Annotated in this window: 8 protein-coding genes; 1 reads left to right on the top strand and 7 read right to left on the bottom strand. The window is 47.0% G+C overall.

Translation table 11 applies throughout. The features are described 5' to 3' along the window. The coding region (locus tag H6A13_RS07210; RefSeq protein ID WP_204908940.1) for a hypothetical protein at nt 1-455 on the bottom strand (455 nt) is incomplete at its 3' end. Between the two features lie 92 nt (nt 456-547). Between H6A13_RS07210 and H6A13_RS07205 the strand changes: the two genes are divergently transcribed. After that, entirely contained in the window at nt 548-772 is a 225-nt protein-coding gene (locus H6A13_RS07205; protein ID WP_204908939.1) for a helix-turn-helix domain-containing protein, read from the top strand. Between the two features lie 85 nt (nt 773-857). Here the strand turns inward: H6A13_RS07205 and rlmH are convergent, their stop codons facing one another. The 6 genes from rlmH to H6A13_RS07175 form a co-directional block, all read right to left on the bottom strand. After that, on the bottom strand, nt 858-1,337 hold the full coding sequence (gene rlmH / locus H6A13_RS07200; protein WP_204908938.1) for a 23S rRNA (pseudouridine(1915)-N(3))-methyltransferase RlmH: 480 nt from the start codon (nt 1,335-1,337) through the stop codon (nt 858-860). Between the two features lie 17 nt (nt 1,338-1,354). Continuing rightward, nucleotides 1,355-2,107, bottom strand: coding sequence for a ZIP family metal transporter (locus H6A13_RS07195; RefSeq protein WP_204908937.1), 753 nt, complete (start codon nt 2,105-2,107; stop codon nt 1,355-1,357). A 28-nt stretch (nt 2,108-2,135) separates the two neighbouring features. Then, nucleotides 2,136-2,681: a biotin transporter BioY gene (locus H6A13_RS07190; RefSeq protein ID WP_204908936.1), complete on the bottom strand. Its 546-nt coding sequence runs from the start codon at nt 2,679-2,681 to the stop codon at nt 2,136-2,138. Between the two features lie 159 nt (nt 2,682-2,840). Continuing rightward, on the bottom strand, nt 2,841-4,229 hold the full coding sequence (gltA, locus tag H6A13_RS07185; RefSeq protein ID WP_204908935.1) for an NADPH-dependent glutamate synthase: 1,389 nt from the start codon (nt 4,227-4,229) through the stop codon (nt 2,841-2,843). Beyond that, nucleotides 4,229-5,116: a sulfide/dihydroorotate dehydrogenase-like FAD/NAD-binding protein gene (locus tag H6A13_RS07180; RefSeq protein ID WP_204908934.1), complete on the bottom strand. Its 888-nt coding sequence runs from the start codon at nt 5,114-5,116 to the stop codon at nt 4,229-4,231. The genes gltA and H6A13_RS07180 overlap by 1 nt, the downstream gene beginning before the upstream one ends. 72 nt (nt 5,117-5,188) lie before the next feature. Further along, nucleotides 5,189-6,460, bottom strand: a complete 1,272-nt coding sequence (locus tag H6A13_RS07175; RefSeq protein WP_204908933.1) for a chitobiase/beta-hexosaminidase C-terminal domain-containing protein — start codon at nt 6,458-6,460, stop codon at nt 5,189-5,191. Nucleotides 6,461-6,492: the final 32 nt, after the last annotated feature.

Here is a 6,492-nt window from a genome sequence, read left to right as displayed (position 1 = left end):
ATACTATACACATTAGAAAAATGTGATTTTGCGTCGTCCGGGTCATAATTATAACTTTCCTTATTTACTAACAACCAACCTAGGTTCAACTCAATTTCCATATATATGTTTTTCCACCTATCGGAGTCAATACTGCTGTTTTCCAATTTTAAAATCGTGTCTCTTGCCTTCAAATAGCAATCATATACATTATTGTCAAAAAATCCCATTTTTTGATTCAGATATCCAGCCATATTTAACACTTCTGCATAATAACATAAGCCTTCTTCGGTTCCAGAAGCTAGACATTTTTCTGCCCAATATATCGCTCTTTGTTCATTAAATAGATCTGTTCCAATCTCTTCATTCATACCTAGATATGTGCATGAAAGCATAAAGCAAGCATTTAGATTTCCATTTTCAGCCGCATTAACGAAATCTGGATTGTTTTCTTCAAATTGTTTATATTTCTCCATTTTCATTCTCCTTTCGCACTTTCTATGCAACCATATGATAGCATATTTAGATATTATATGCAACTGTATGATAGCTTTTACTTGGTGATATTATGAAATTTCAACGGTTAGAAGATTTACGAATTGATAACGATAAAACACAGGCTGAAGTAGCACAATATCTCGGATGCCAACGAGAAGTTTACCGTAGATATGAAAAAGGGACCCGTCAAATCCCGATAGATATGCTCATACAACTTTCAAAATTATATAATGTCAGCATTGATTATCTTGTTGGTTTAACAAAAGAAAAAAAGCCATATCCACGAAGTAAGTAAATTTATCTCTCTACTTCCTCTGGTATGGCTTTTCTTTTATGAATATTTCTCAACCATATCGCACCCAAATGCGAAAAGACCGCACTTATTTATGATACGGCTCCCCGTTCATGATCCTGTAGCTCCGGTACACCTGCTCCAGCAGGATCACCCGCATCAGCTGATGGGGAAAGGTCATCTTTGAAAAACTTAAGCTGTAGTCTGACCGCTTCAGCACTTCCCGTCCAAGTCCGATGGATCCGCCGATCACAAAAGCGATGCTGCTGTGTCCCTGGATCCCCAGTTTCTCTATCTTGTCCGCCAGTTCCTCTGAGGAAAGCATCTTTCCAGCGATCTCCAGCGTGATTACATACATATCGTCTTTGAGATATTTTAAGATCCGTTCCCCTTCCTTATCCCGGATCTGCTCTTCCACTGTTTCGCTGGCCTGATCCGGAGTTTTTTCGTCCGCCACCTCAATCATCTCCAGCTTACAGTAACGGCTCAGCCGTTTGCTGTACTCATGGATCGCGTCTCTTAGATATTTTTCTTTGATTTTTCCTACTGTGACCAGTGTGATCTTCATCTGTTCCTCTTACTCCCTTATCCGCCGATATAATGATCCATAAGAAGCATGGTCATAAAGCCAAGGATCAATGCATAGGTTGCCTGGCGCTCATACCCATGGCTGTGTGTCTCCGGGATCATCTCATCGCTGACCACATAGACCATCGTACCGCCCGCAAAGGCAAGCGCAAACGGAAGAATGGCCGTTGCGATACTGACTGCGCCAAATCCGATTATGGTGCCTACGACTTCAATGATGCCTGTAAAACTGGCAATGAAGAAAACTCTGAGTTTTGGAACACCTGCCAGGATCAAAGGTGATACGATCACCATACCTTCCGGAATATTCTGGAGAGCGATTCCGACGGCCACCGTAATGGCGTTTCCGATATTTTCATTTCCAAAGCCTACTCCTGCCGCGATTCCCTCCGGCAGATTGTGGATGGCAATCGCCAGGACGAACAACATGACTTTGTTGATATGACTCTGTTTCCCCGTATGTGCCTCTTGATCCATTCCCGTCAGATGATGCAGATGCGGAGTCAGGTAGTCCGCAAGATTCAGGAAAACGGCTCCTGCCAGGATTCCTGCCAGTGTCACCCAGATATTGCCTTCTTCCAGAGAAGGGATGATCAGACCGATGACTGCAGCCGCAAACATGATACCGGCCGCAAAACCAAGGATCACATCATTGAATTCATGAGGAATTTTTTGAAATAAGAATCCGATCAGGACTCCGATAATAGTTGCGCCGCCTACACCAAGCGCCGTTACGAATGCCAGTTCCATAAACAGGTTCTCCTTCTGTCCACTATTATTAATACAGCAAGAAAGGCTGCAGCCGTTTTCTGAGTTGAAGCCCGAATATCGAAGCAAGTACTGCCTTCAGTACCGCCGTGGGAAGAAACGGAAGCACGCAGGCCGTCAGAGCTGCCCAGACAGTGCTGTCCATCGTCACCACAAAAAACAGGACTCCGGCCACATAATTGAACGCGGTTCCCAGAAGTAAAAAGATAAGAAAGGCGCCTTTCTTCTTCCATTCCACACCCAGTCCGATCAGGTAGGCCATAACAGGAAAAGACACCAGGAATCCGCCTGTGGGTCCAACAAGGCACTGCACCCCGCCTGTAAAAGCAGAGAATACCGGAACCCCGGCGGTGCCGATCAACAGGTAGATCACCATGGAGACGGCGCCTTTTCTGGATCCGAGTAAAATCCCGCAAAGCGTAACGGCAAAGGTCTGCATGGTCATAGGGACTCCCATGGGCATGGGGATCGCAATCTGTGCCAGCACTGCTGTTACGGCAGCCATAATGGCAATATAGCAGACGTCTGTTACTGATAATCTGGATTCACGTCTCATTTCCTGCTTCCTTTCCAATGTATGATTCTAGTTACATATATACAACAAAACAGGGACGTATTCCTTTTGCATCATACTTTTGCTTCCTGTTAAAAAGAATACGTCCCTGTTCATGGTCAGTTCATCTTATATCTTATCTGACCGTAACAATTTCATGCTTTATTTTGCAGATAACAGTTCGTGGATTCCCTTTGCACCTGCTTTTCCTGCGCCCATGGCCAGGATTACTGTAGCAGCTCCTGTTACCGCGTCTCCGCCGGCAAATACGCATGCCTTGGAAGTCTGACCGTTCTCTTCTTCTGCCACGATACATTTTCTGCGGTTGGTCTCCAGTCCTTTTGTGGTGGAAGCGATCAGCGGATTCGGGGAAGTTCCAAGAGACATGATCACGGTGTCAACCTCGATCTCATACTCAGATCCCGGAATCTCTACCGGACGTCTTCTGCCGGATGCATCCGGTTCGCCAAGTTCCATCTTGATCACCTTCATGCCTTTTACCCAGCCGTTCTCATCTACCAGGATCTCCTTCGGATTCCGAAGCAGATCAAAGATCACGCCTTCTTCTTTAGCATGGTGTACTTCTTCTACTCTGGCGGGGAGTTCAGCCTCACTTCTGCGGTATACAATATGTACCTCTGCGCCAAGACGAAGTGCAGTTCTTGCAGCATCCATGGCAACATTTCCGCCGCCTACTACGGCAACTTTTTTGCCGGCTGCGATCGGTGTATCATAGGAATCATCAAAAGCCTTCATCAGATTGCTTCTGGTCAGATACTCATTCGCAGAGAACACGCCGTTGGCAGTCTCTCCCGGGATTCCCATAAACATAGGAAGTCCGGCTCCTGAGCCAATGAAAACAGCCTCAAAATCTTCCTCTTCCATCAGTTGATCGATGGTCGTGGATTTTCCGATTACTACATTGGTCTCAAATTTAACGCCAAGTTCTTTTACCTTTTCAATCTCTTTCTTTACAACCTTCTCCTTGGGAAGACGGAACTCTGGAATACCATATACCAGTACGCCACCCAGTTCATGAAGTGCTTCAAATACTGTAACTTCGTATCCAAGCTTTGCAAGATCGCCGGCACAGGTAAGTCCAGACGGGCCGGAACCGATCACCGCAACCTTGTGTCCATTGGTCTTCTCGGCTTTCTGCGGTTTGATATCATGCTCCAGAGCATAGTCAGCAACAAATCTTTCCAGCTTACCGATAGATACCGGTTCTCCCTTGATACCGCGGATACATTTGCATTCGCACTGGGATTCCTGGGGACATACACGTCCGCAGATGGCCGGAAGTGCAGAGGATTCACTGATCACATGATAAGCGCCTTCGATATCGCCATCCTTGATCTTTGCGATAAATCCGGGAATATTGATCGATACCGGACATCCCTGGATACATTTGGCATTTTTACAGTTCAGGCAGCGGGAAGCCTCTTCCATGGCTTCTTCCTGATTATATCCGTAACATACTTCTTCAAAGTTTGTCGCTCTTTCTTTTGCGTCCTGCTCTCTTACAGGAACTCTTTTTAACATATCAGCCATTAGTTGTCACCTCCGCAATGGCCACATCCGCCGTGATGGGTGTCGCCTTCCTGTAATTTCAGCATTGCACGGCCCTCCTGGGTCTTGTACATCTGCTGTCTCTTCATTGCTTCGTCAAAGTTGACCAGATGACCGTCGAATTCCGGTCCGTCTACACAGGCAAATTTGATCTCATCGCCCACATGAAGCCGGCAGGCTCCGCACATACCGGTTCCGTCCACCATGATCGGGTTCATGCTGACGATCGTAGGGATCTCCAGTTTTTTGGTCAGAAGACAGACAAATTTCATCATGATCATAGGACCAATGGCAACACAGACATCATACCGGTTGCCCTGTGCATGCAGTTCTTCGATCATGGAAGTAACCATTCCTGCATGTCCGTATGTACCATCGTCTGTACAGGGATAATAATTTCCGGCAACTGCTTTCATTTCTTCTTCCAGCAGAAGCATATCCTTTGTCTTGGATCCAATGATCACATCCACGTCGATCCCGTGCTCATGCATCCACTTTACCTGTGGATAAACAGGCGCCGCGCCGACACCGCCGCCGACAAACAGGATTTTTTTCTTTTTCAGCGTATCCAGATCTTCCTCTACCAGTTCGGAAGGACATCCCAGCGGACCGGTAAAGTCGCGGAAAGAATCCCCTGCTTTTAAGGTTGCCATCTTATGTGTAGATGCTCCCACTGTCTGGAATACGATCGTGATCGTACCGGCTTCTCTGTCGTAATCGCAGATCGTCAAAGGAATACGTTCCCCTTTTTCATCCATCTTAACGATCACGAACTGACCGGGCATGCAATGCCTTGCTACGCGAGGAGCTTCAACATCCATAAGATAGATCATATCAGCCAGCTTTTCGGCTTTTAATATCTTGTACATCTTGTTTCCTCCTAAATCTAGTTTATATGCTTCTTTCATAATAATGTATCTGGCGCAAAATATCAAGTGACATTATTCGGATACCCGCTCGTAATTGCGCGTTGTAATGCCACTGGAACGTCCCTGCCCGTTGACCAGGATCGCTTTGAAAATAGTGGTGCCTTCCGGCATCTCAACCGGACCGGTATACTTGGTGGACGCTGTGGTCGGATCGGATTCGTCCATAGTGTAATACGCATCATATCCGTCAGGCACTTTGATCTCAATCTGCCGGGCCTCTTCATATTGTCCGGTAGAAGGAGATACCGCAGGCGCGTCTACGATCGGCAGTTCCACCGTATAGGTTTTCCGGGCCGGAAGACTGGGAACACCATCCCCATTTACCGCGATCGCGGTAATGACGGTAACGCCTTCGCTGATCTGGATCGGTTCCGTATATTCCGTAGAAGAAACAGACGGGTCCGACTCGTCTGTCGTATAATAGATCTTCTCGCCTTTTCTTGCCGTCAGAGTCAGTTCCTGTACGTCTTCAAAGGTTTCTTCCGGATCCAGGCTGAACTCCGGCTCATCGATGATATATCCGCCCAGAGCCTTTCTGACAGAATCTCCCGCGTCCTTCAGAAGTTCCGGTATCTTTTCCTGTTGTTTGGTATCCATATAAAAATCCACACAGGCTTCATATAGATCTGCATTATTGTTCTGGTCCTCCAGTGCAGTCAGGAACACGGCTTCCGCCGCATCCGGATCATCCTGGGCAATGTAGGTTTTGGACAGACCTGCATAGGCTTCCGGCTTTTCCTTATTTTTTGAGATGGCGCGTTCAAATGCCTCTTTTGCTTCTGTATAGTTTCCGGAGGATAACGCTTTATTTCCTTTTCCTACCACTCCTGCATAAGAATTGCTGTACAGAAGATAAACAGCAGCAACGATCAGTACCAGGATCAGGCCCATGATCAGAAGCAGCCTTCTTCTCTTCCTGCGAAGCGCCTCTTTTCTTCTCGCCGCCTGCTGACGTCTGCGGCTTCGCTCCTCCTCCGGAGACAAAGGCCTGGTATTTCTGCCTGTGCGGCCTGTCGCCTTACCGGTTCCGGTATTACGTCCGCCTGCCTTTTTCCCGGCCGTACCGCGTCCGGCTGTGCCGCGTTTTGTCTTACTTCGTCTGGTTCCGGTCCGGCTCCTTGATCCGGATCCGTCCGTGTCCTCATCGTCCAGAGAGACTTTGATCTGAGCAGTCAGCATATCATCCAGCGGATTGTAATCCGGAACGATCTGAACCGCTTCCCCGCAATACTCACAATATAACTTTCCATCCGGTATTTTATGTCCGCAATTTCTACATTTCATGTTGCGATTTCCTCCCGAACATCTATTTTCAA

Origin of the sequence: Mordavella massiliensis (assembly GCF_016902415.1) — a bacterium.
Classification (GTDB): Bacteria; Bacillota; Clostridia; order Lachnospirales; family Lachnospiraceae; genus Merdimonas; species Merdimonas faecigallinarum.
This window is presented reverse-complemented; position numbering and strand designations above follow the sequence as displayed.